Origin of the sequence: Agrobacterium sp. AGB01 (genome assembly GCF_014851585.1) — a bacterium.
GTDB lineage: Bacteria > Pseudomonadota > Alphaproteobacteria > Rhizobiales > Rhizobiaceae > Agrobacterium.
The window spans coordinates 109,999-132,749 of sequence record NZ_JACVAB010000004.1 but is presented as its reverse complement, the minus strand read 5'-3'; the positions used below and the strand labels follow the sequence as shown (position 1 = coordinate 132,749).

At 54.5% G+C, this 22,751-nt stretch carries 21 protein-coding genes; 17 read left to right on the top strand and 4 right to left on the bottom strand.

Annotated elements, in window-relative coordinates; translation table 11 throughout:
- Window positions 1-3 precede the first annotated feature (3 nt).
- A complete protein-coding gene (locus IB237_RS15445) occupies window positions 4-1,689 on the top strand; it encodes a thiamine pyrophosphate-binding protein (protein ID WP_192489578.1) in 1,686 nt (561 codons plus the stop codon).
- 173 nt (window positions 1,690-1,862) lie between these two features.
- On the opposite strand, the gene IB237_RS15440 is transcribed toward IB237_RS15445, so the two are convergent.
- Both IB237_RS15440 and IB237_RS15435 read right to left on the bottom strand, forming a co-directional pair.
- Window positions 1,863-2,594, bottom strand: a complete 732-nt coding sequence (locus tag IB237_RS15440) for a FadR/GntR family transcriptional regulator (protein ID WP_192489577.1) — start codon at window positions 2,592-2,594, stop codon at window positions 1,863-1,865.
- Between the two features lie 43 nt (window positions 2,595-2,637).
- On the bottom strand, window positions 2,638-5,700 hold the full coding sequence (locus IB237_RS15435; protein ID WP_192489576.1) for an FAD-binding and (Fe-S)-binding domain-containing protein: 3,063 nt from the start codon (window positions 5,698-5,700) through the stop codon (window positions 2,638-2,640).
- A gap of 96 nt (window positions 5,701-5,796) precedes the next feature.
- Here IB237_RS15435 and IB237_RS15430 point away from each other — a divergent pair, with 96 nt between their 5' ends.
- Window positions 5,797-6,546, top strand: a complete 750-nt coding sequence (locus IB237_RS15430; protein ID WP_192489575.1) for an SDR family oxidoreductase — start codon at window positions 5,797-5,799, stop codon at window positions 6,544-6,546.
- The gene (locus IB237_RS15425) at window positions 6,539-7,276 is read left to right on the top strand and encodes an SDR family oxidoreductase (protein WP_192489574.1); all 738 of its coding nucleotides are present in this window, start codon (window positions 6,539-6,541) and stop codon (window positions 7,274-7,276) included. The genes IB237_RS15430 and IB237_RS15425 overlap by 8 nt, the downstream gene beginning before the upstream one ends.
- A gap of 565 nt (window positions 7,277-7,841) precedes the next feature.
- On the opposite strand, the gene IB237_RS15420 is transcribed toward IB237_RS15425, so the two are convergent.
- Both IB237_RS15420 and IB237_RS15415 read right to left on the bottom strand, forming a co-directional pair.
- Window positions 7,842-8,786, bottom strand: coding sequence for a nucleotidyl transferase AbiEii/AbiGii toxin family protein (locus tag IB237_RS15420; RefSeq protein ID WP_192489573.1), 945 nt, complete (start codon window positions 8,784-8,786; stop codon window positions 7,842-7,844).
- Window positions 8,776-9,363, bottom strand: coding sequence for a hypothetical protein (locus IB237_RS15415; RefSeq protein WP_192489572.1), 588 nt, complete (start codon window positions 9,361-9,363; stop codon window positions 8,776-8,778). The genes IB237_RS15420 and IB237_RS15415 overlap by 11 nt, the downstream gene beginning before the upstream one ends.
- Window positions 9,364-9,775: 412 nt before the next feature.
- Here IB237_RS15415 and IB237_RS15410 point away from each other — a divergent pair, with 412 nt between their 5' ends.
- The 14 genes from IB237_RS15410 to IB237_RS15345 all read left to right on the top strand — a co-directional run bounded on the left by IB237_RS15410 (window position 9,776) and on the right by IB237_RS15345 (window position 22,719).
- On the top strand, window positions 9,776-10,195 hold the full coding sequence (locus IB237_RS15410) for a hypothetical protein (protein WP_246787978.1): 420 nt from the start codon (window positions 9,776-9,778) through the stop codon (window positions 10,193-10,195).
- Window positions 10,196-10,922: 727 nt separating this feature from the next.
- Window positions 10,923-11,159 carry a hypothetical protein gene (locus tag IB237_RS26295; RefSeq protein WP_246787976.1) on the top strand — a complete coding sequence of 79 codons (237 nt, stop codon included), beginning with the start codon at window positions 10,923-10,925 and terminating at the stop codon, window positions 11,157-11,159.
- A 398-nt stretch (window positions 11,160-11,557) separates the two neighbouring features.
- A complete protein-coding gene (locus IB237_RS15400) occupies window positions 11,558-11,908 on the top strand; it encodes a hypothetical protein (RefSeq protein WP_192489571.1) in 351 nt (116 codons plus the stop codon).
- Window positions 11,909-12,023: 115 nt separating this feature from the next.
- Window positions 12,024-12,563 carry a hypothetical protein gene (locus IB237_RS15395; RefSeq protein WP_192489570.1) on the top strand — a complete coding sequence of 180 codons (540 nt, stop codon included), beginning with the start codon at window positions 12,024-12,026 and terminating at the stop codon, window positions 12,561-12,563.
- 55 nt (window positions 12,564-12,618) lie between these two features.
- Window positions 12,619-13,041 carry a hypothetical protein gene (locus IB237_RS15390; protein WP_192489569.1) on the top strand — a complete coding sequence of 141 codons (423 nt, stop codon included), beginning with the start codon at window positions 12,619-12,621 and terminating at the stop codon, window positions 13,039-13,041.
- A 29-nt stretch (window positions 13,042-13,070) separates the two neighbouring features.
- Window positions 13,071-13,379 (top strand): hypothetical protein, encoded by a 309-nt coding sequence (locus IB237_RS15385; protein ID WP_192489568.1) that lies wholly within the window; start codon window positions 13,071-13,073, stop codon window positions 13,377-13,379.
- A gap of 414 nt (window positions 13,380-13,793) precedes the next feature.
- Window positions 13,794-14,369 (top strand): hypothetical protein, encoded by a 576-nt coding sequence (locus IB237_RS15380; RefSeq protein WP_192489567.1) that lies wholly within the window; start codon window positions 13,794-13,796, stop codon window positions 14,367-14,369.
- 118 nt (window positions 14,370-14,487) lie between these two features.
- Window positions 14,488-15,204: a hypothetical protein gene (locus tag IB237_RS15375; protein ID WP_192489566.1), complete on the top strand. Its 717-nt coding sequence runs from the start codon at window positions 14,488-14,490 to the stop codon at window positions 15,202-15,204.
- A 239-nt stretch (window positions 15,205-15,443) separates the two neighbouring features.
- The gene (locus IB237_RS15370; protein WP_192489565.1) at window positions 15,444-16,208 is read left to right on the top strand and encodes an IclR family transcriptional regulator; all 765 of its coding nucleotides are present in this window, start codon (window positions 15,444-15,446) and stop codon (window positions 16,206-16,208) included.
- A gap of 106 nt (window positions 16,209-16,314) precedes the next feature.
- On the top strand, window positions 16,315-17,421 hold the full coding sequence (locus tag IB237_RS15365) for an LLM class flavin-dependent oxidoreductase (protein WP_192489564.1): 1,107 nt from the start codon (window positions 16,315-16,317) through the stop codon (window positions 17,419-17,421).
- Between the two features lie 36 nt (window positions 17,422-17,457).
- Window positions 17,458-18,801: an LLM class flavin-dependent oxidoreductase gene (locus IB237_RS15360; RefSeq protein WP_192489563.1), complete on the top strand. Its 1,344-nt coding sequence runs from the start codon at window positions 17,458-17,460 to the stop codon at window positions 18,799-18,801.
- A gap of 12 nt (window positions 18,802-18,813) precedes the next feature.
- On the top strand, window positions 18,814-19,872 hold the full coding sequence (locus IB237_RS15355) for a polyamine ABC transporter substrate-binding protein (protein WP_192489562.1): 1,059 nt from the start codon (window positions 18,814-18,816) through the stop codon (window positions 19,870-19,872).
- On the top strand, window positions 19,869-21,020 hold the full coding sequence (locus IB237_RS15350; protein WP_192489561.1) for an ABC transporter ATP-binding protein: 1,152 nt from the start codon (window positions 19,869-19,871) through the stop codon (window positions 21,018-21,020). The genes IB237_RS15355 and IB237_RS15350 overlap by 4 nt, the downstream gene beginning before the upstream one ends.
- Window positions 21,010-22,719: an ABC transporter permease subunit gene (locus tag IB237_RS15345; protein ID WP_192489560.1), complete on the top strand. Its 1,710-nt coding sequence runs from the start codon at window positions 21,010-21,012 to the stop codon at window positions 22,717-22,719. The genes IB237_RS15350 and IB237_RS15345 overlap by 11 nt, the downstream gene beginning before the upstream one ends.
- The last annotated feature ends 32 nt before the right edge of the window (window positions 22,720-22,751 follow it).

The following is a 22,751-nucleotide window of genomic DNA, read 5'->3' as shown; positions in this document are numbered from 1 at the left end:
ATCATGAGCACTCCAATCACTAAACGCAGCGGCGGTCAGGTTCTGATCGACGCGTTGCGGATCCATGGCGTCGATCGTGTATTCGGCGTTCCTGGTGAAAGTTATCTGGCGGCATTGGACGCCTTTCACGATGTCGAAAAAGACATCGAATTTGTCATTTGCCGCCAGGAGGGTGGCGCGGCCTATATGGCAGAAGCCTACGGCAAGTTGACCGGCAAGCCGGGCATCTGCTTTGTGACCCGCGGCCCCGGCGCAACCAACGCTTCCGTTGGCGTGCACACGGCATTCCAGGACTCCACGCCGATGCTTCTGTTTATCGGCCAGGTCGCTCGCGACCAGATGGAGCGTGAAGCCTTTCAGGAAATCGACTACCGCCGCATGTATGGCCAGATGGCCAAGTGGATCGTTGAGATCGAGGACGCAGCGCGCATCCCGGAACTGATCAGCCAGGCATTTCATCGCGCGGTAAACGGCAGGCCAGGTCCGGTTGTGATTGCGCTGCCAGAAGACATGCTCACAGACATTGTCGAGGTTGCAGACACGCCAGCCTATAGTCGCATTGAAACATACCCTGGCGAACCGCAACTCGAGGCGCTGACGACGCTTCTTGCCACGGCCAAAAAACCTCTGGTGATTGTCGGTGGCGGTGGTTGGACACAGCAGGCGGTCGATGACATGCAGACCTTTGCCGAAGCGTTTGACCTGCCGGTGGCAGCATCGTTTCGTTGCCAGGATATGTTCGACAACAAGCACAAGAACTATGTTGGCGAACTGGGTCTTTCGGCAGGTCCAAAGCTGGTTCAACGATTGAAGGACTGTGATGTCCTGATTTCGATCGGTGCACGCCTTGGTGAAATGACGACAGGCGCCTATACGCTGATCGACATTCCCGTACCCAAGCAAAAGCTGGTGCATGTGCATTCTGGCGCTGAGGAACTCGGCCGGGTCTATCATGCTACCCTTGCCATCAATGCCACGCCCGTCGGTTTCCTGTCTCAGGCGGCTCGACTTAAGCCGTCGACATCACCAGCCTGGAAAGACTGGACGCGCGCTGCCAACGCCGACTATATCGAAAACCTCAATCATCCACAAACGCCTGGCGACGTGCAGATGGGCGATGTCATGGCATGGTTGCGGGGACATCTGAAACCGGACGCAGTGTTGACGATGGGTGCAGGCAATTACACTGCATGGGCCCATCGTTTCTACCAGTACCGGACGTTCCGCTCCCAGCTTGGACCAACCAATGGCTCCATGGGCTATGGTGTACCGGCAGCGGTTGCTGCAAAGATCACAGCGCCGGAACGTACAGTCGTTGCTTTCGCTGGCGACGGGTGTTTCTTGATGAACGGTCAGGAGCTTGCCACTGCCATGCAATATGATGCCCGGGTGATTTTCCTGGTCATCAATAACGGCATGTATGGCACTATTCGCATGCACCAGGAACGTCATTATCCCGGCCGCGTCTCGGGTACACGTTTGACGAACCCTGATTTTGCAGCACTGGCACGCTCCTACGGCTTACACGGTGAGACAGTAGAGAAGACAGACGAGTTCGCCGCAGCTTTCGAACGTTGCGAGGCTTCCGGCAAACCGGGATTGATTGAAATTCGCATCGATCCTGAGGCGCTGACCGTCAAACAGACGCTGTCTCAAATCCGCCAGCAGGCCATTGAAAAGGGCCTATAAACAAAATCCCGCCATGCGACCCGAAAACCGGGATCGCATGGCGGGATATTTTATCGCTGTTTACTGATCGGATAGATGCGCGGACGCTCGCATGCGCAGCGACTTTGTGTCACTTTTTGAGCGACAAGTACGGCATGAGATGGTGTTGCTTGCCCTCTCACATAAGTCGAAAATTAGTCCACGGCCTCACTGCTCGCAGGCTCATCAAGCAACGCCCGATATCTGTTCAGGCTTTCTTCGAGGTGCGCTGCAATGGCACTCTTTGCCCCTTTGGCGTCGCCCTGTGTAATGGCGGACAGGATCGCCGCATGCTCCTTGTTGATTTTCTTCAAGTAGCCGCGATAGGCATGTGACGACTGGCGGTGCTTGAGGACCAGTTCGAAATTGATGCTTTCCATAACTGCCTCAAGGAAGCTTGGAAAATGCGGGTTTCGGGTCGCCCGTGCGATCGCCAAATGGAATTCATAATCCGCACGCGCTTCAACCTCGGCGTCATCCGTTTCGAGCGACTCGAGATGGTCATAGGCGCGTGCAATTTCAGCAAGGGCCTCCGGCGTGCGGCGCGTTGCGGCCAATCCTGCTGCCTGCATTTCAACACCCAACCGCAGTTCCAGAATCTGCATCGCAGATCTGATGTCCTCGATACGGCTAATTTCGAAGCTCAATGTCTTGGCGTCTTTTTCGGAAACGAACACGCCGGCACCTTGTCTTGCGGTAACGCGTCCTGCCACCTTGAGCGAGGTCAGCGCTTCACGGACGACCGTTCGCGAAACACCGAATTCTTCACAGAGCTGTGCGCTGGATGGAATCTTTTCGCCCGGTGCGTATAGTCCTGAATCGATGCGCTCGCTTAGCTTCGCAACAACGATTTCCGCCAGATTTCCGCGTTGCGTGATAATTGACAAAGGTGCGCCTCAAGTTTGTTTCTAATTGTTATCTAAGCACATATCACATATCATTCCACTTGGCGACGCCTTGTTTCAGCAACTCAGACAATATCTCGAGTGGATGGGGTATGCGTTTGTGCTCTATTTCTTTCACCTGCGATCGACAAGAGTATCCCGTCGCCATCACCACCACGTCGTCCGCATTACCGGCAATCTCCTGCGACCAACTCAACCCGTAGATTTTCTCCGATAGCGAGCGATTACGGGCTTCGTGGCCAAATGTTCCAGCCATGCCGCAGCATCCGGTATTGCCCATTTCAAGAGAAACGCCAACTGCCGCGAAGATTGTTGACCACTGCGACATTGATGCCGGCGCGTTTGTCCGCTCCGTACAATGCGGCAGGAGTCTGAAACGTCTAGTGTCCTCCCCAAGCCCCACCTTCTTCGATCCTTTGAATACGGTGGCAAGCCATTCCTGAGGAAGCAAAACGGAAATCTTAGGCTTTGAGATGCTGGTCGCCTTGTATTCACTTCGATAAGCAAGCGTCATCGAGGGATCCAGCCCAACCAGCGGCACGCCAGTGGCGGCAATCTCAGAAAGAACATCTGTCGTGCGATCGGCAACGTTTTCAAAGGCATCGATATAGCCATGCACATGCAGGGCTTTTCCATTGCCAACTGATGGCGCGATGAAAGGGCGCAATTGGAGATGCCGGGCGATATTGATAGCGGCAACACCGACATCAGGATCGAAATGTGCCGTAAAAGCATCGGGAACGAAGACGACGACCCGGGCGCGATCCTCAGCCGACATGGATGCGATGGTTGCCACGTCAGCGACTGGAACATGCAGGTCACGGGCAAGCCGGGAGAGCGGGTGACGGGCGAGTTTCGGCAATGCCGTCAGACCCACCATGCGCATCACGGCGCGGCCGGCCGCGCTGTTGACACCAAGATTATAAAGAACCTGAAATTTTGCCATAAATGGCAGCGTCGCTTCAATGCTCGCGACCAGCGGATCCTTTAGTGGCCGCAGATATCTGCCATAATAGAGGTTCAGAAATTTTGAGCGAAATGCGGGCACGCTCACCTTGACGGGACACTGGCCAGCGCATGCTTTGCAGGCAAGACAGGTGTCCATGGCCTGACGGACCTGGTGCGAGAAGTCATCACGATTTGACGGGTTGAGCGTGTTTACTGTTCTCCTGAGCAGACTGACGATCTTATTCGCCTTGGTCAGCATGACTGCTTCGCGCCTCGGGTCGACACCGCTCTCAACGAGCAGCCGCAACCATTCGCGCATCAGCATTGCGCGTCCTTTGGGCGAGTAGTTGCGATTGCCTGTCGCCTTGTAGGAGGGACACATCGGACTGGAAGTGTCGAAGTCAAAACAGGCACCATTTCCGTTGCAATAGGCGGCGTTATCAAAAGCCGCTCGAATGTCATTGCCGATAATGCGGTCTGTTGCGCCGCGCAGCGGCACCTCATCAATCTTGAGGAGAGGGCGGGCATCAGCCGTCGCAATTTTTCCAGGATTAAGACGATTGTCAGGATCGAAGGCCCGTTTTATCTCCTGCAGGCGAGGGTAGAGATCGCCAAAAAACTCTGGGACATATTCCGATCTTACCCCCTTGCCGTGTTCTCCCCAGAGCACGCCACCGTGCTTGCGCGTGAGAGCAACAACGGCATCGGAGATTTCGCGGATCAACGGCACGTGGTCATCGCGCGCCAGGTCTAGGGCAGGTCTGACATGCAAAACACCGGCATCGACATGCCCAAACATGCCATAGGAAACACCGGCTTCGTCCAGAAGTGCGCGAAACTCACGGATATAGGCTGCGAGATTTTCCGGCGGCACAGCCGTGTCCTCGACAAATGCCACCGGGCGAACGGGCCCATCGACGTTGCCAAGCAGGCCGACCGCACGTTTGCGCATATTCCAGATTGCTTCGATATCGCCGTGATCACGGGCAACCGAATAACCTCTGCTGCGGGCGTTACCAGGCTGGTCAAGCGCAGCAGTGACGTCGGCGATTTTAAGTACCAGCTCATCGGCATGTTCTGCGAGCACCTCGGCAATGTTGATGCCGTTGGCGGCGCGGGCACCGTCATCTGGAAAAAACTGCGAAATGCCATTCCAAACGATGTCATTTTTGGCGAGGCCCAAGACCTTTTCGTCTATTGTCTCAACCGATGCGACACCAAGTGCGGTCAGCGAGCGTGCATCCTCAAGCGCGGTGTTAAAATCGTCGTACCGAATGTTGATAAGCGCCGAATATTTTGGGATCGGCAGCAAATTCAGCTCAACCTCAGCGATGGTGGCCAAAGTCCCTTCGGAGCCGCAAAGGATTGCATTCAGATCAAAGCATTCATCGTCACGCCGGACATGCGCGAGGTCGTAACCCGTCATGTAACGATTGATGCGAGGGAAGACCTGCGAAATCCTTTCGCTGTCTTCAACAGCAATGCGATCAACGATCCGGTGGATTTCACCGACCCGATCGTCCCGCGACTTGATCAGCGTCAGTTCCTCTTTACCCAGCTTGCGAGACCACCATTCCGTGCCATCAACCAGAACGATTTTCATGCCGACGACATGATTGCTGGTTTTTCCGTAAAGACATGACCCTTGACCGCAGGCATCTGTCGATACCATTCCACCGATCGTGGCCCGATTAGAGGTCGAAAGCTCCGGGGCAAAGAACAGCCCATGCGGTTTGAGCGCTTTGTTGAGCTGGTCTTTTACGACGCCAGCCTCGACGAGCGCGATGCGGCGCTCAGGATCGATTTTCAGAATCCTGTTCATGTGGCGCGAGCAATCCACGACCAATCCGAACGTCAGTGACTGCCCGTTCGTTCCCGTGCCACCACCACGGGGCGCAAGGCTCATCGCGCGAAACGGCGGTTCCGAAAGAACGGACATAAGACACTTGAGATCGCTTACGCCACGCGGAACGACGACTGCACTTGGCGGCACCTGATAGATCGAATTGTCAGTGGAAAATACCGCTCTCGTACCCGCGGTAGTGTCGATGTCACCCGTAAAACCGGATTCGATAAGACGCTCCACAAAACCGGGAGCGGGAAGCGGAACTGTCTCGTTAGCGTGCAGCTTGGGGATCATCGAATTTATCGCAAAAAATTCTTGAGCTTTATTTAACTTGGCATATAAGTGATAACATACAAATGAGTTGGTGCAACTTAAATCAAAAGGTGGAACGTGAAAGCACAAACTGCAGTGATCGTAGGAGGGGCTTCTGGCCTGGGGCTAACAACCGCCAAACTCATGGCCTCGCACGGCGTAGCGAAGATCGGCATTATCGACAGGAATGCGGAACTGCTTGCTTCCGCCTCTGAAACGCTGCGCGCGCTCGGTATCGAAGTCGCGACAGCAGTCGCAGATATCTCAAAGTCGGAAACGGCGCATGGCGGCTTTAACGAGATTGTAAGCAAGCTGGGCAGGGTGCATTCGCTCGTCAACAGCGCGGCAATCTATCCACGCCGGCCAATTCTGGAGATTACCGACGAGGAATGGGATTTGTCGAATGCCATCAATGTAAAAGGTACCTACCACATGATGGTGGCGGCCATCCTTCACATGCGCCAATATGTGAACGCACCGGAAGTGACCGGACGCATCGTCAACATCACATCCGTCGATGCTTTCAAGGCCCATCCTCAGAACGCACATTATGCGGCGACAAAAGCAGCGGTCGTCAGCCTCACCAAATCCTTTGCCGCTGAGGCCGCGAAAGACCAGATTTTGGTGAATTCTGTCGCCCCTGCAGGATTTGCAACCGACCGCGCCAAGGAACTGGGTTTCCTTCCCGAACTTGCCAAGGCAAGTGCACTTGGGCGCGCGGCAGAACCGGTAGAAATGGCGGAATGGATTGTCATGATGGCGTCCAGCCGAAACACCTATGCGACCGGCGAAAACGTCGTCATCAGCGGTGGATACATCTATGTTTGACACCTACCGCAACGCCGTTGTTACCGGCGCGACAAGCGGAATTGGTCGGTCCACGGTCCTCGCGCTTCGCAAGCGGGGATTGACCGTCTATGCTGTCGGGCGCAACGAAGAACAGCTGAAAGAGCTGGCGCAGACTGAAGGTGTGATCGCCATCCAAGCAGATGTCCGCGACACTGACAAGATCGCATCCGCTCTTCAAAATGTTGAGGTGGATATTCTCGTCAACAACGCGGGCATTCTATCAACCCGCGCGCTTTTCCATGAGATTGATCCAGCCGATATTGATGCGATGATCGACGTCAATCTCAAGGCACCGATGCATCTCACACGATCACTGCTCCCGGGTATGGTTGCACGTAAACGTGGGCACCTGCTTTATATCGGATCGAGTGGCGGGCAGGCACCATATCCGAACATGGGTGCCTACGGTCCATCGAAAGCGGGATTGAGCCTCTTTTGCGATAATCTGCGGTGTGACCTTCTTGGAACATCCATCAGGGTGACGGAGGTTGTGCCGGGACGAGTACAGACCGATCTGTATCGGAGTGCTTTGGCAGGAAACGCGGCGAGCGCACTTTACGACGGCTATCGCGCAATTCAGCCAGACAACATCTCTTCGATCATCGCGAGTGCTATTGAGCTTCCGGTTTTCGTGGATGTCGCTCGGATTGAAGTCTTTCCCACAGATCAGGCGACAGGCGGCGGCACGATGGTCAAGTTCGAGTCCTAACCGAACAAGTTGCACGAATTATCGGCTTTAACCAACGACAACGGGCTCGTACCACCGTACGAGCCGATACGTGCACGCTTAGAGCAGTTACTTAGTACCTTTTGGATATCGCTTCCTCCAGGAGGTCTCGGATTCGTAAATTAAAGCCGCAAATCACAAAGGGTGAACATGTTTTGGCAAGTACCAGAGCCAAATGGACTTGCAATGATGGACAGTATCATCAGAGCGTTTTGCCTCCGACAGCCTTTGCGTATCTAAGCTTCGCGTTCGGTCGCAGGTCCGATTTTGCCAGACGCTGACGCAAAACTACGTATGCGTATTGGGGGGGGGTGGTGAAACGGTAGGAGCACCGTGCCATTATTGACTACTCATCAATAAGTAGCTGGTTCGATGCCAATCAAGGGTGGCTAAAGGCCGCTTGGCAATGCCGTGGAACTGAGTTGTGATCTTTGTTCAGCTGTGGATTCGCGATATGAACTCAGCCATACACAGGACAACCGAAGCCGTTCCTTAGGCGCGTGTACCAATTGTTCCAATAAAGATCAGCCCAACGCGAACAGTATTATCAAAGACGATCTGCGCATGAGGTGATGCGGGCCACGATATCTCTCAGGGTGGGCCGGCCATGATAATATAGCGCCGACGTTCGCTCGTAAGCGCGCTCGTAAAGTCCGAACGTCGCTGGGTCGGATAGGCTGAACGCGGGATTGCTGCCGATGTCCTGATTGTCGGCCTTCGGGAAGCGCTTCTGCTTGTGGGCACCATACGCGTCCGAGCCGACGAAAGCTTGCACGTCCGGTTGGTCCAGCAGGCAGTAGACGTCGTAATAATGCCGGAGGAAATTGGCGGGGAACTGGCCGGTTTCCTGCTGCTTGCGATATTTGGTGGAGATGGTCTGGAGCTTCTCGACCAGCGTGTAGCCGGGCTCGTAGCAGGGGACGGCCAGTGCACGATTATCGATCAGCTCGACGCGCGATGCAGCGTAATCATAGGCCCAGGAGCTGATATCCTTATCGATATTGGGAGCCACCGTGTCGAAGCCGGCTTCGAGCAAAACACCATCCTTAAGTTCCGATTTCGTGCCGGTCGTCTCGGGGTAGTAGAGGCGGATGCCGCCACTGCGGTACGTCTCATTGTCGAATTCGGTATCGCGCTCGATTTTTTGGATACCGTCGATCGTAATGGTCTCGGCCAGCCAGTCATAGAAGGCCTTCCGGCTTTCACGATGTGCCGCCTTGTCGTGATTGGGGCCGTATTTTACCTCCATCGCCTTCGGCGGTTCGATACGGATATCGATATCCTCCGAGAAGCGTTTGATGATGCGGTATCCTTTCGAGAGTGAAGTGCCGCCCTTCAATTCGAACGCCATGTCCAGCTGCTGCAGACCGTACAGGCAATGCATGATCCAATAGTCTTTTTCGACTAGCACCGGCTGCACCTTCATCTGGTCCGCGACGATGCGCAGCAGGGAAGCAAAATCCTTGTGCCTATGGAGGAAGTCAGCTGGCATGCGTATCTGCAGCGATGGTGTTGAAGAATTTCCGCGTGCGCACCATACCGTATTCCTTGGCGGCACGGGTGAGGGCGGTGCGATTGCCTTGCAGGGCACGTTCCTTCACGCGGGCCAGCACCTGATCGCGGTCCTCGGCCAGCTGGTCGAGATTGTTGACCAAGTCGACCAGCAGGAATTCTTTGGTCAGGGTTTTGGGGAAAGCTGGTTTTTTTCGGAACTCGAACTCTCGGCCGCCCAGCATGAAGTTGCCGTGGCGCTTATGGTTATAGACGACGGTCTTGTTGTAGAGCTGCGTCGCGCCGACACCCAGGCTGTTATAGGCATTAGGCGAGGTGACGAGGTAACGGTCATCCTTCAGGAAAGCCTCGACGAGCGCGCCATCCTCGGCGGGGGCTTTGCCGAATGCAGTCTGTTTTGGCCTGTGATAGACGCCGGTCGATAGCTTGGTCAGGTACCCTTCTGCCAGTAGCTGCCGAAGATGCCGATCGACGGACGACGACCACTGGGCGAGATCTTCTCGACGGTAGACCTTGCCGGACCGTAGATGCTTTTTCAGTTCCTGTAACTTCGTCATGGGATAGCTCCTGCCCTCACTATAACGAAATATGGTCGTGAATGCAATTTTTTCCAAATTTCATGCAAATTTTGGCGGATTATCAGAGTCTATATAACTGACGTAATTGAATTATATAAGGTTTTATTGAAATTTTTCTAACTCGAATATCGAGAACCTTGAAACTGACTGCGCTCCGCGAGGTCATGGACGGAAATCAGCAGCTAAATAGCTGTCCGGGTGGAGAAATCTAATCCGAATAAATCCGTCGAACGAGGGGCCGTCGGTTCATGTCCCTTCAAGAGCGCGATTGCAATGTGTCTCGACGGTAGCTGAACGACGAACACCGTTGTCTCCTTCCTACAAGTTTCTATACTTCAAATTGGTTCGAATACGTGTTCCGCGAGGACGGGTTTTGGTTGCGATGCAAGTAATGACTGAAAAGCATGGCGAGATGTCTTGCGAGATCGCGGCTAGCGAAAAGCCAGATCAATACAGCGGGATCTTGTTGTACAAGATCTTCGAGATTGGCACGATTGCCGGTCCCAGCGTTGAAGCTGTGCGCGCTCAGTTCCAAGCCATATGCGATATGACTGACGCGGGAGGAATGGTTCGTCATGGAGTAATTATGCTGGGCTATCACAACGAAGCATTTAGCGGCGATGTATTACTTGTCGACGGCGAAATACTCGGAGAGTGGTCGTCCGATGACGAAGAGTGGTGCCACTTTACCCAAATCGACGACACTGAGATCACTCTAAGTGCACCATCTCCTTGGATGCTACACGACACAATCGCAGATTGGCTGAAGAGCAGAAATGGTTCGGCAGATTCTACTGAAGCTAGCTTATAAAGAATTAGTTTTTCAGTCGTAGATCGCATTCAGAAAAGACCTTGAAACAATAGCTGATCGCATTCAGATTCAAGTTCTTTCTCGTTGAAAATTGTTGACCTTCACTGGGCTATCGGAGCTTGAGCATCCGACAATTCATGAAGAAATCGCGGCTTGTTGACAGGCCTGTCTTGGCGGTTGAGGATGGAAATCGTTGCCATAAGCGGGGAGGGTGGAACCATGATTGGTTCCGTTTTCGTAGGAGATAGTAGCGGTTGACCTGTAGTGTCCAGTACGCTGTCCTTCGCACAAAGCACTATCATTCGCGAAACGTATGGGAGCTCAATTGCTGACGGATGACCCTCCAACCTACCGTTTTACCGCGAAAGTCGAGATGCACCATAAAAGCTCTCCAGGGATCACGATGGCCTACGTCATTGAGACCCAAGGCCTTCGGGTGACGCGAGGACAGTCCGTCAGATTAGTCCCGTGGACTGCGTTCCGTTTCCTGCACCTGCACGTCACGAGTGGTGTCGGCACCACTGGGTTTCCAGTCTACAGTGCGCGGTTGCGAACGCTCTTTGCATCGAGGGAGCTATCCTCGTTGGATTGGCAGGAAGATTCAGGCCTTGATCGCTCCGCGGACTACGTTCGGTTTGTGGAGGAACTAATTCCGTTTGCAGTCGCCCGTAACCCGCGTCTCCGCCTACGATATAGCGGTGACCCAATGATGGAGGCGGCGACTCCAATGGTGACGACACTCTTGGTCGTGCCGTTCGTGTTTATCCCACTTTTAATCTTCAAACCGTTAGGTGTTCTTTTTGCTGGCTGGACAAAGCCGCTTGGCAAACTTGTCGCTGGGGCAATCAGTGTGAGTTTGGGTGTCGTGCTGAACATGGTTCCATGGACCACCGGCAAACCGTTCACAGCCGACGATCTGCCTACCGCAGAACTCCCGTCGCGATATCGACAAGGTGGTGTCTGAAGACGTCCGGATATTCCTGCGACGAACTTCGAGGGTGAGACTGAAGGCAGTTATCGGGTGACCTTCCTTTAGCCAGAAGGTCCCAAAATCAACCAGATCAGTCATTCTTTCTGAATGCGCGGGCGACCATTTCCAGAAAATGCAAAATAAGCTTGAACGGCCAGAATGGGCGGGCAATCCAGCCATGACGCCTATGGGCACAAAGCGGCTGCGCTCCAGATTATCGACTATTCAGCAACCGGCATTTCGCACTCACGTCCGAGTTTTTTTCAAGAGCCCCGCATCAACACATCTCAGCTACAGTTCTTAAACACTGATATTCATGCGGGCTCATATTTGTCTTCTAACACTCGATTAACGCGATTTCGCCATTATTCATGCGCGTAATGAGTGTGGCGATGAAACATGTCGTAAGAATTTTGATAATGACGGCGATGACCGGGGTTGTTGTGATGTCGATCCTCGGTTTTGAACACACGACCTGGGAGATAGTTGGAACCATGGTTGTGCTGGGAGGACTTCCGGTTCTCGCAGGGACGGCAGCGTTACATGGCGTAGAACAGCAGTTTGGAGGGTCGTCGAAATATTTCATCGCGGGGCTTGGCCTCCTGCCAGCTGCGTTTTTTGTCTTCGTCAGTGCGTCTATGCAGGTTAAGGGCCTAGGAAATGACTATAGCACGGAGGTGATGTCTGCTGGGTTCGTATGGTCGATAGCGTGGGTATTCACCTCAAGTATTGCCCAGGAGTGAGACAGTTGCGAATTTTTCCACACCCACCACCGATATCGACAATTTTATCGAATAAATAAGCACTATCTGTGGTTGTTTCTGGTTTGGTGTGGCCAACGCACCACCCGGGGGTTCCATGATCGATTTGCTTTTTAGATTTCAAGGTCGACTAACCAGGCGCCAGTATTTGGCAATCAAGTCCTGTGTCGGTCTGGTCGGGGGATTGGTCCTGATCGCTGTCTTATACGGGTTTTACCAGTTAAACGGCAATCGGACGGCGATACCAGGGAAATGGATCCTTGCAGCGTCCCCTTTGGCTATTCCCTTTTTGTGGGCGTCCCTAAGCATGCAAGCCGCTAGATTGAGAGACATTGGCGTCAACCCGTTCACGGTCTTCGCCGTTTTGATTGCCGTCAACATCGTCTGTTCTGTCATCGTATGGATTGCTCCAAGTGGCGCGTTCGAGACCTCGATTCGAACTTTCGCTAAAGCTGTGGACTTGGCGTATGGCTTGGCGGTCTTGTTTCTGCCCAGTGATTTCAAGGTTGGTGCGGCTGCCTTTGCTGCATTTAATCCAGTGTCGACGACTATCGAAACCAGTCGACCACCGTCTGCGGTATGGGCGGCGCGTAACCCGCCAATTTTTGGTACGCGAAGAAGAGCAAACCGTTTGTGATGCGGCTGTCATTCAAATGAGAATATTGACGGCATTTGCCGCTTTGGATCCGCGGATGATCACATCAGGTTCTGATTACGGTGGGCATGAACTGGCGCCACAGGTTCGATATGTTGGGAAACTTCTTCTGGCCCTTTTGCTTGCTGCGATGTTGGCTGGGTGCCAAGGTGAGAGTGCCGACGTTCGTTATCGAGTCATTGCGAACTTTGACGTGGATGGAAAGCCATTTGCCGCGTCGACCGTTATGGAAATCCGTTACAGCCGGGTCACACAAAGCTTGATCGGGGCAGGCGGTGCGACCCGACTTTATGGCGAGACGCTGATCGCTGATATTCCCGGCAAGGGGACAATATATATTCTACCGATCGAACATCAGCGTGATGGTGCGTTAGGCCCCGTTTGGGCAAATGCAATTCTTCAAACACTCGGCATAAAAAGCAGCATTGGCAGTCTAGCAGACGAAGATTTTGAGCGGTAAGAAACGCAAAGGGTCGCATGCGGTTTTGGATGTTTAGTGCAGACCGCCTTCCTACCTTCATTGCATTCGGCGACGAGAAAGATCCGAAATCAATTTTCAAGATTCCAACAGGTGATATCGGCAAGATCTATCCAGGCGTACGCTTCCGTGGGCTGGACGTGGAAATCACCAATGACCCAGTCACCTCAAAACTTCGCGAACGGCTGACTTGGTTGAATACGCCGCGAGGAACGGAGGTATTTGAAAGAGACCCCCCAGGCAAACTGAGAGCAGCTAGGGACAAGCCACTTGGATTTTTGATCACAAAATCTCACTTCTTTGGTGACGGCAGCAGATGATAGCAGCGGCCAAACTAGAGGTTTTGCAAGCGCATCGGCATCTTGACACGTATTTGCTGGTCGAGCCAAGCGTAAAGGGCGTTGATACGCTGTCATTTAGCAAGTGCTCAGGCGACATCACATGAACAGTCTCATTGGTTCTCTCGAACGAAGTTCGTTGCGCCCGCCATTTGTCTTCGACACTCCGGTCTTCCCCGTCGTCACGACATTCGCGAAGGTCACACAATGACGGGATCTTTGGATTTAACGGCTGGTGCACTTCAGCAGCTATCACGTTACAAAAGACGGGCTCTTGCTCTGCTGTTATGCGCACTGGTGCTGACTGGGTGCGAAATTCTATTCGCGCGAAAGTTTCATTGGTTTCAGACGCTCACAGTCACTGTTGATACCCCAATGGGCCCCAGGTCGGGAAAAATGGTTATCGAGGTCGACGCAGCGTTTTATAGAAAGGGTACCCACATAGGGAATGCAGCGAGGTATGATATTTCCGGTGAGGCGGGTGTCATTGAGGTCGCGCCGGCCAAGTATCTGTTTTTCCTGCTGCCTGGCTTCGATGTTTCCACTGCCTCGTTGACGTTTATTCGACGCTCTCGACAATCGGAAGGCGCAAGCGCAGCCGAGAGAAAGATGTACGCGGCGATGGAGCAGTTCGAGAAGGTGGCTCATACTGCCGACCTATCCAGAGACCTCTATCCTGTATTTGTGACGTTCCGGGATATTACCGATCCGGCCTCATTGATAGTCATCGATCCTGACAAGCTGACAGCTCAGTTCGGGGACGAAATTCAGGTGCGCTCCGTTGTGATTTCCGTCCAACCCAAAGCTGCGTTCCCTAATAAAATTCAGGAAGTTTTGCCGTGGCTGGAAGACGTCGGGCGTGCGCGCGGTCCAGTGATACCACGCGCAACCGAGCTGATCCATGATGTGTCGCTGGCACAAAAAATAACGCCCCTAGATTTTCTCACCTTTGATCGATGGAAACGCGAATGATGACTTCGCGCCCTTTATTCGCGTCGGCACGCTTGGCGCCTCCTCACAATTCATGGTGCTCCACGGTTCGAGATACCATTCCTAAGTTGTTGTGTGATCTGCGGGATGGAGATTGCAGATGACGGTCAACACAGCTTTTAAATTTGTCAAAACAATCGCAGCCTTGGCCCTGCTAACGATTGCGCCCGGCTGTGAGATGTTGGGTTTCCGTGAATGGACCTGGCATCAGAAACTGAACGTATCGGTAACGACCCCCGCCGGTGTTAAAAGCGATCATTCCGTATTTCGAGTTTGGGTTGAGTTCACTCCTAAATGGTGGGGGCTCGGTGATGCTGCCGGTGCGGCGAATTCTAGCTGGCGCGGAGAAGCCGTCGTCGTTGACGTCGGGGCTGGGCGCTATCTTTTTGCCCTCATCAAAGGGTACGAACCATCTATCGCGGCCAAAATATTCTTCCCAGAAGAAATGCGTAACCTGCGGCGCGTCGAGGATTTGGATTCGGTTTACGATAAAGTGTCGTCTTTGCGTGCAACTAAGAGCGTTCCGAAAGAATTCTATCCCATCCTTCTCACGTTTGACGATGTCCGCAATCCTCTCACTGTTCGTAGGGTCGATCCAGACAATCTGGCGACTACCTTTGGAAAAGGTTTCTCTCTTAGCGATATCAGCTTAACGATCACTGATGAGCCCGTAACGATGGGTAAGATCAGTACAGTTTTGGATTGGCTAGACGAGTACTATGGCAAATACCTTGACGGCAGCGACATAGAATCCCTCAGCGCAGTCGATCGACTTGCCAATTCATTGGGATCCGACTCTTTCAATACGGAAAAATAACAGTCACCTCAGACCAGGATCGAGTGTTTTCACGAACAAATGTGATGTGCTGATCGCTTCATCGTCGTGATCAGCGACATTATTTACTACCCATCAATGCGGCTTTGGTAATGCGGGTTTACATCCCCTCAAGAATGAAACGGCCTCGTATTTTCTATTCAGAACGGGTAATTGCTGGAAATCGCGCCTTCATCAGGGCGCGGGCGAGGCAATCGCGCGACTTCGCGCTTGGAGGATAGATGCTTACTTCGGTTAAAAAAGCGGCGTATATCATCGAGGCTTTTGCGAGTAACCAGCGCGATTGGAGCCTTATCGAGCTCAGCTTGCACCTCGATATGCCGCAACCCACAATCCATCACTTTCTAGCATCCTTCAAAGAGCTCGGCTGGATTACCCAGGACCGTGCGAGCAAACGGTACAATCTCGGAGTGAAGTTGTGGGAAATCGGTTGCGCCGCCATTAACTTCCGCGAAGTCACAGAAAGCGCGCGTTCACATCTTGCTTCGCTTGTGAATGAAAGTGGTGAAACCGCCCATTTGGGAATGATCTCGATGGAGGATCCCAAATCTGTGATTTATGTCGACCGCGTCGACAGCCAGCAGCCTGTGCGGATCGTGACTACTATCGGCAGCCGGGCACCTTCCCACTCGTCCGCCATGGGGAAAGCGATTCTTGCATTCAACGATGTTTTACGCGAACAGGTCCTTCGCGGTCCGTTGGAGCAGGTGACCCGTTTCACGATTACCGACCCCGAATTGCTTGCAGCTGATCTGCAGCAAACGAGAGTGCGAGGATATTCAATCGGAAGAGGCGAGTTTGCCGGTGAGATGGTAGGGGTCGCAGCGCCGGTTTACGACCATAGCGGCAAGGCGATCTATGGGGTAGGAATTTGGGCGCAGGCCACGCGGATGACACCTGACGATCTCGTCGTCAAAGCACCCGCAGTTGTGGCAGCGGCGCAAAAAATTTCCCGTTCACTCGGCTACATCGGGACAGGCCTTTAAAATACACTAAATTTATAGGCTTTCTAACCTCGCTCTGTGGTGATTTGACGTCTATCATTTCCTAAATGTGAAATTTAATTTCATATTATGAAATTTGGAGAATGATTTGTCCGTCGACATTATTGGTTATGTGCCCCACACCCGCAAAACGGAGACATCAGGTCTCTGGTGGTCTGACGAATTCGATCGTGATTACATCGAAGAGACTGCAATCGCGCATGAGGAAGCGGGGTTCGATCAGGTCCTGGTTGGGCAGGGGTCGTGGGGCCCGGATGCGCTCGTGATTGCCAGCCATGTCCTGGCTGTGACGAAGAAGCTGAAGGTGCTTGTTGCCCACAGACCGGGGTTTGTTCAGCCAACGGTCGCTGCCCGTCAACTTCTGACTTTGGACAAGCTCACGGGCGGAGGTCGCGTCGGCTTCCACGTGATAACCGGCGCTCCGGGTGGTGAATTGCAACGTGATGGCGATACGCTCCCCGATGACGAGCGCTACCACCGAAGTGGCGAATATATCGATGTGCTACGCAAGGTGTGGAGCGCCGATAAGCCGTTTGACCATGAGGGGCGCTATTACACGATCCGCCAGGGGTTCAGCACCATTCCCACCGGCGTAACGCCATTGATCAGCTTTGCCGGTTCCTCAGCCGGTGCTCTTGCGGCTGGACCAGGTCGCGCAGACTATTACATGATCTGGGGCGAACCGCAGGCGCAGACGCGAGAGACGATCAATGAATTGCGGTCACTTGGCAGCCAGCGCGGCCGCGACCTGACGATCAGCGTTTCATTGCGGGCAATCACCGCAGATACAGAGGATGCCGCCTGGTCCAAGGCGCAGGCGATCTATAGAGCCGCCGAAGAGCAGATTGCAGCCTCGCGACCGACCGATGCTGCCATCAGCCAAGCCGTGGCAAAAGCGGACTCCGTTGGTGCCCGCAAGCTGGATGATATCGCTCGAAGCGGCGACGTGCATGATGAGCGGCTGTGGCTCGGCTTCACCCGGCTCGTCGGTCGGGGCGGATCGACCGCCACACTTGTCGGAACCGTCGATCAGGTCGTTGGTGAATATCTCAAATACTACGATCTCGGTGCCCACGCCTTCTATCTGCGCGGATGGGACATTGCGGCAGATGCGAGAGCTTACGGGCGTGATCTGATTCCCAGCCTTCGTGCCGCCATCGCGGAACGGAAAGCCCAAGCCAGCAGCGCGGCCTGACCGGACCAATCAAACAGTTTTGCAAGTGAGCATGATATGAGCAAGAGAACAGGCTTAACGCTTGGATTGAGCGTGACCTCAAACGGGTCGCACGCAGCCGGATGGCGCCATCCGACGGCGCCCGCCAACACATCGCTCGATTTCGACTTCTGGCGTGGTCTGGCATTGCGGGCCGAAGCGGCGAAGATCCATTTCATCTTCTTTGCCGATGGCGCCGCCGTTCGCCAGGGTGCCGATGATCCGCAAGCGCTGAGGCATATGGGAAAGATCGACCAGTTCGAGCCTCTTACCCTGATCGCAGCACTCTCGGCGGTCACCTCGCGGATCGGCTTCATCGCCACAGCCTCAACCACCTATAACGAGCCATATACGATCGCCCGCAAATATGCCTCCATCGATCATATCAGCGGTGGTCGGGTCGGCTGGAACGTCGTGACGTCGTGGAGCGAGGACGAGGCGCGGAACTTCAATCTCGACCAGTCGCTTCGACACGAGTTGCGTTATCGTCGCGCCGAAGAATTCGTTGATGTCGTGACCGGCCTCTGGAACAGTTGGGAAGACGATGCCTTCCTTCGTGATCAGCAGCAGGGCGTCTATGTCGATCCCGACAAGATGCATGTTCTTGGCCATCAGGGGGAGTTCTTCAAGGTCAAGGGACCGCTGAATATCGCCCGGCCTGTTCAGGGTTATCCGGTAATCGCGCAAGCGGGATCATCGGAGCCGGGTCAGCAGCTTGCAGCGCGCACGGCCGACCTCGTTTATACCGCGCAACAGAATAAAGAGAGCGCGCAGCAATTCTACCGCACCCTGAAGGGCAGGCTGACCGGGGAAGGTCGTGGCGAGAGTTCGCTGAAGATCATGCCGGGGATCCTACCGATTATCGGGCGTACGCATGAGCAAGCGGTGGAACGTCAAGAGCAGTTAAACGTACTGGTCCATTCGTCGGTCATCTATGCGTCGCTCAAGCCGAAATTCGGTGACATGTCCGCTTATCCGCTGGACGGTCCAATCCCGGACCTTCCAGAAACCAATGGTATCAAGAGCATCAAACCGCAGCTCGACGCTGCACGAGCCAAAGGCCTGACGATCCGCGAACTCTATCAGACATCGGGCGCTGGCGGTCATATCCAGCTGGTCGGGACAGCGACCGAGATCGCTGACCTGATCGAGGAGTGGTTCACGGAACGAGCATGTGACGGCTTCAACATCATGCCGCCTTACTTCTCCGAGGGGTTGAATGACATTTTCGATCTTCTCATCCCGGAACTCCAGCGTCGTGGCCTGTTCCATACCGATTATCAGGGAAGCACTCTTCGGGATGCGCTCGCCCTTGATCGTCCAAAACATCCCGCCCGAAAGGCGGCCGTAACCAATACTTGAAGGGGTAAAGACATGAAACACTCCAATCGAACTACCAGCTTAACGCGGCGGACATTGATCACACTACCGCTGCTGGCCGGCATCTTTGCAGCGGCTGCGACTGCAAGAGCCGAGGAAAGCATCGTTGTCGTCGGGCAGGGCGGTTCCTATCAGGAAGCCCAGCGAAAAGCCTTTTTCGAACCCTTTACCAAGGCAACGGGCATCAAGATCATCGAACAGTCGCCCGCCGACAATGGCAAGTTCCAGGCGATGGTGGAAAGCGGCAACGTCGAATGGGACGTCGTAGACGTGGGCCAGGGTTTCGTGTTGCGCGGCACCAAGCTCAATCTCTTCGAAAAGGTAGACTACGCCACTGCCGGTATAACAAAGGATGATTTCGACGCTAAGCTGGTGACGGATTTCAGCGTTCCGAGCATCGTCTGGTCGACCACCCTCAACTACAATACCGACTTGGTGAAACCAGAAGAGTCCGCCAAGAATTGGGCCCAGTTCTGGGACGTTGAAAAGTTCCCGGGCGAGCGCACTTTGCCGAAACTTCCGGTCAATCTGTTGGAGATCGCGCTTCTGGCCGACGGCGTCGAGCCGGCCAATCTCTATCCGCTCGACGTCGATCGTGCCTTCAAAAGCCTCGACAAGATCAAGCCGCATATCCAGGTCTGGTGGGAGAGCGCTGCCAAGGCCGAGCAACTGCTGGTCGATGGTGAAGTCGCCTATTCCGCCGCCGGCCAGGCGCGGGTTCAAAAGGCCCAGCGCGACGGCGCTCCAGTCGCCGTAAATTGGGACCAGGGAACGCTGACGTCGCAGAGCTGGGTCATTCCACGCGGCTCCAAACACCGCGATGCAGCCCTGAAGTTCCTCGCCTTCGTTTCGGACCCGGAGCGTCAGGCCGAATTGTCGAAGCATATCGACTATGGCCCGAGCAACAAAAAAGCCTTCCAGTTCATCGCGAATGACGCACAGCTGCCAACCTCGCCGGAACTGTTGGAAAAGCAGGTGCTGACCGACCCGCAATGGTGGGCCGACAATCTCGATTCCGTCAATGAGCGGCTGAACAAATGGCTCCTCCAGTGAGTATCAAGACTGAATTTTCAGGCCCGGGTACGACAGCCCGGGCTGAAGGAAGCGACAACCACAAGCCGCTGATCACGGTTCGTGGTCTCGCCAAATCCTACGGTAGCTCGGTTGCGCTCGGCCACGTGGATTTCGATGTGCACAAGGGTGAGTTCCTGACACTGCTCGGGCCCAGCGGATCGGGAAAGACCACTTTGCTTGCGCTTATTGCCGGTATCATCCTGCCAAGCGAAGGGCGGATCGAACTGGCCGGCGTCGATATCAGCCACGTGCCTCCGGAACGGCGGGACATTGGCGTTGTTTTCCAGAACTATGCGCTTTTTCCGCATATGACAGTGCGCGACAATATCGCTTTCCCGCTGCGCTTCCGCAAAGTTGACAAGCAGGAACGCGCAGAGCGCATTCATCAGGCGCTGGAGCTGGTACAGCTCGGCCGTCTCGCCGATCGATATCCTTCCGAGCTTTCCGGGGGGCAGCAACAACGCGTGGCGCTGGCGCGTGCCCTCATCTTCAATCCGGCCATACTACTGATGGATGAGCCACTGAGCGCGCTCGACAAGAAGCTGCGCGAGCATATGAAGGTGGAGCTGCGGCAGATTCAGCAACGGCTGAACCTGACGATCGTTTATGTGACACATGATCAGGACGAGGCGCTCGCCATGTCGAGCCGCATCGCAGTGATGCGCGAGGGAACAATCCAGCAGATCGGTTCGCCGGAAGAAATTTATGAGCGTCCCAATTCCACATTCATCGCGGATTTTGTGGGGGACGCCAACCTGCTTGTTGCCCCCATCACCGACAATAGGAATGGGCAGCCGCAATTGCAGTTTGCCGGATCGGCATTTCGTGTCTCTGCTGGGGATCGCTTTGATTGTGCGACTGTAGGGCGTAACGCGACGGTGCTGATCCGCCCCGAGCACGTTCTCATAGGTGAGGCAGCCCACTCTGTATCCACGCGCTTCACGGGACGCATAGTTTCGGCAACCTATGAAGGCAATGCCAGGCGTTTCGAAATCGATGTCGCCGGAACGCTGCTGCGCGCCCGAACACAAGGCTCGTTTTCCGAACACGTTCTCCAAACCGGCGAGACCATCGATCTGGGCTGGAGCGATCAGCACGCACATCTCGTGGACATTCATGCACAGTAACATCATCGAACGCGAAAAGCCGTGGGCCATCTCGAACTGGCTGCAGAACCGTACCTCGCGGGTGGGCCTGGTACTCGTGGCCCCGGCGGTCCTTTACCTGACCGCGCTCTATCTGTTGCCCTTGTCGCAAATCCTGCTGCGCAGCATTACGCAGCCGCAGTTCGATTTCGGCAATTACGTGAAGCTGTTCACCACGCCACTCTACTGGCAATCCTTCGTTGTCACCTTTCGGATTTCGGCGATCGTCGCTGCAATCTGCCTCATTCTTGGATATCCCGTTGCGGTCCTGATGACGAGGATCTCTGTTGGCTGGCGGGTTGTCGCGTTTGGCTGCATCCTCGTACCCTACTGGACCAGTGCATTGGTTCGCACCTATGCCTGGACGGTGATCCTACAGCGTCGCGGGGTCATCAGCTCGCTTTTGCAGCTGGCGGGGCTGATCGACACACCGCTCCAGCTCTCCTACACGACGGCAGGGACGATCATCGGCAATGTTCACATTCTGCTGCCAATGATGATCCTGACGCTCTATGCCGGATTGCATCGGATCGATCGCTCACTGGTAACCGCGGCCAGGACGCTGGGAGCTTCGCCAGCCCGCGCCTTTATGCTCGTATATCTGCCGCTGTCCGTTCCTGCGATCGTTGCAGCGACCACGCTCACATTTGTGGCGTCGTTAAGCTCCTACATAATTCCAGCCCTGCTCGGTGGGCGTAAGGACCTGTTCGTTGCACAACTCATCGACCAGCAGGTCAACCAGATGCTGGATGTTGGGTTCGCATCGGCCATAGCCATGGTTCTGCTTTTCGCCTGTATCGTGATCAGCATTGCCTACACGCGGATCATTCACAATCAGGGTGGACGATCCGGCGAACATGATGCAGCACCATCAAAAGCGGCCCTCACGCCATTTGATCGCTTTGTCGCGGTGTATGTTGCATTTGTTCTGGTCTTTCTCGTCCTGCCGACCTTTGTGTTGGTCCCGCTGTCATTCAGTTCGGCGCGCTACCTTACTTTTCCACCACCAGGTTATTCGCTGCAATGGTATGAGAGCTATTTACAAAACCCGGCCTGGATCGAGGCGACCTGGCGAAGTGTGCGGATCGGTCTGAGTTCGGCAGCCTGCGCTGCGGCCCTTGGCACCTTGGCGGCCCTCGGGCTTTCGCGCATCGAAGGGGTGGCCCGATACGTTCTCTTCACGTTGATGCTGTCGCCGATGTTGATGCCAAACATCATCTATGCTCTTGGCATTTATCAAACCTATTCCGCACTTGGTCTCATTGGCACGGAAACGGGGCTGGCTCTCGCACACACCGTGCTCGGCATGCCCTATGTGCTGATTACAGTCAGTGCGGCGCTTTCCCACAGGGATGTCCAGTTAGCGCTTGCTGCTCGAACGCTTGGCGCCGGGCCGGTTGCAGCATTTTCGCTTGTCCGTTTTCCGCTGATACGGCGTAGCCTGCTGGTCGGTGCATTGCTTGCATTTATTGCCTCATTTGACGAAGTCATCATCGCAATATTTGTGTCAGGCGCGCGCGCTACAACCCTGCCCAAGATGATGTGGGATGGCGTTACCAATGAGGTCAATCCGACAATTTCGGCAGTATCTGTTTTGATGATCACGGTGTCACTTACCCTGATCGTAGTCTCTGCAATCGCTAGCGGTCGATGGAACGCTAGAAAAAGCGGCTTGCGATGAAAGACCTGTCGACCGTTCCTAGACCGTCAAGA